1 protein-coding gene and 1 pseudogene are annotated in these 2,131 nt (G+C 58.5%); both read right to left on the bottom strand.

Translation table 11 applies throughout. The annotated features are described in order from the left end of the window. Positions 1-316: pseudogene (locus AC1D1X_RS21450) on the bottom strand (protein translocase subunit SecF); the annotation flags it as partial. A 44-nt stretch (positions 317-360) separates the two neighbouring features. Then, on the bottom strand, positions 361-2,131 hold a 1,771-nt coding region (secD, locus tag AC1D1X_RS21445; RefSeq protein WP_477699123.1), incomplete at its 5' end, for a protein translocase subunit SecD.

Genomic DNA, 2,131 nt, shown 5'->3' with positions numbered 1-2,131 from the left:
CCTTGTCGCTTTGCTGCGCAGTGCTTACGCCCTTTTGTGCCGGCAGGCGGATCATCACGTCGCGTGAGGTGCCGAAATTCTGGACCTGCACATCGGCGAAGCCCAACCCCGCCACCGTATCGCGGATTTTTCCGACATCGGCAGCCTGGGTGTAATTCACCTCCATCAAGGTGCCGCCGGTGAATTCGACGGACAGGTGCAAGCCGCGCGAGAACAGGAAAAATACTGCCAAAGCGAACGTGGCAAAGCTGATGGCATTGAAGATCAGGGCGTGCCGCATAAACGGAATGTCACGCCGGATTTTGAAAAATTCCATCTGGAGTCCTTGGGAAATTCAGGAAAAAAGGGCCGGGCGTGGGCTTACTTCGCCACCGCACCCGAAGTGGTGGGCCGCCACACTGTGCCAATGGAAACCGTCTTGAGCTTCTTCTGGCGGCCATACCAGAGGTTGACCAGGCCGCGCGAGAAAAACACCGCTGAGAACATGCTGGTCAGGATACCGATGCAATGCACAACGGCAAAGCCGCGGACCGGGCCGGACCCAAAAGCCAGCAACGCAAGACCTACGATCAATGTCGAGGTGTTGGAGTCCAGAATGGTTGCCCAGGCCCGCTCATAACCTGCATGAATCGCCGCTTGCGCGGAGGCACCGTTTCGCAATTCTTCCCGCACACRCTCATTGATCAGCACATTGGAATCGATGGCCATACCCAGCGCGAGCGCCATCGCCGCCATGCCAGGCAAGGTCAGGGTAGCCTGCAGCATGGACAGCACCGCGACCAGCAACAGCAGGTTGACGGCAAGCGCCAGGCCGGAAAACAGGCCAAAAAGCATGTAATAGATCGCCATAAACGCCACGATCACGACGAAGCCCCACGACACACTGTGAAAGCCCTTGGCAATGTTGTCGGCGCCCAGCGTCGGGCCAATGGTGCGCTCTTCAATGACCTCCATGGGAGCGGCAAGCGAGCCTGCGCGCAGCAACAGGGCGAGATCGTTGGCGGCATTGATATTCATGGCGCCCGAGATGCTGAATCGTGTACCCAGTTCACCGCGAATGGTTGCCACCGAAATAGCCTGCCCTTTGCCCTTTTCGAACAGCAGGATGGCCATCGGCTTGTCCATGTTCTCGCGGCTTGTTTCGCGCATCACCCTCCCACCCTTGGCATCCAGCGTCAGGGATACATTGGGTTCCTGCTTTTGCGAATCGAAGCCGGCCTGGGCGTCCGTCAGGCTCTCACCGGTAACAAGGACCTGCTTCTTCACAATCACCGGATTGCCGCTGATATCGGGGAATTTTTCCGACCCAAAGGGCACCATGCCCCCCCCGGTCATGGCAGCACGGGCTTCAGCGCTGTCTTCCACCAGACGCATTTCCAGGGTGGCGGTACGGCCAATAATGCGCCGGACCCGGGCAGGATCCTGAATACCTGGTAGTTGCACAACAATGCGGTCTATACCCTGCTGCTGTATTACCGGCTCTGCGACGCCCAGTTCGTTGACCCGGTTGTGAAGGGTCACCATGTTCTGTTTGAGAGCCTGGTCCTGAATGCGGCGCGCCGCCTCAGGCTTGATCGTAGCCGTAAGCTTGTATTCCGTGCCTTCGGGGACCTCAGCAGTCTGGAGGTCGGGAAACTGGTCTTGAATCAGGGCTTTGGCCGATGCCAGTGTGGCAGAGTCACGCACCTTGATGTCAATGGTCTGTCCATTACGAGCGATGCCGCCGTGCCGGATATTTTTCTCACGCAGCGACGTCCGTAGGTCGCCAACCAGGGACTCGGCGCGCTTGGTTAGCGCGGCCTGCATGTCCACCTGCAGCATCAAATGCACGCCGCCTCGTAAGTCAAGCCCGAGGTACATTGGGAAAGCATGAAGCCGGGCTAGCCAGGGAGGTGAAAGCGATAGCAAATTGAGCGCAACGACATACGGAGGATCTTCGGAATCCGGCGCCAGTACTTTCTGGATCGCGTCCCTGGCCTTGAGTTGCGTATCGGTATCGCCAAACCGCGCCCTGACAGAAGTTTCGTCCAGGGCGACGGCATCCGCCGCAATACCGGCTTCCTTCAGTATTTGCTCCACTTTCGCCATCGTCGTACTGTCGATCTTGACGGTGGACTTGGCGCTGGAGACC

The organism is Polaromonas sp. P1_G4, assembly GCF_056405475.1.
This window is presented reverse-complemented; position numbering and strand designations above follow the sequence as displayed.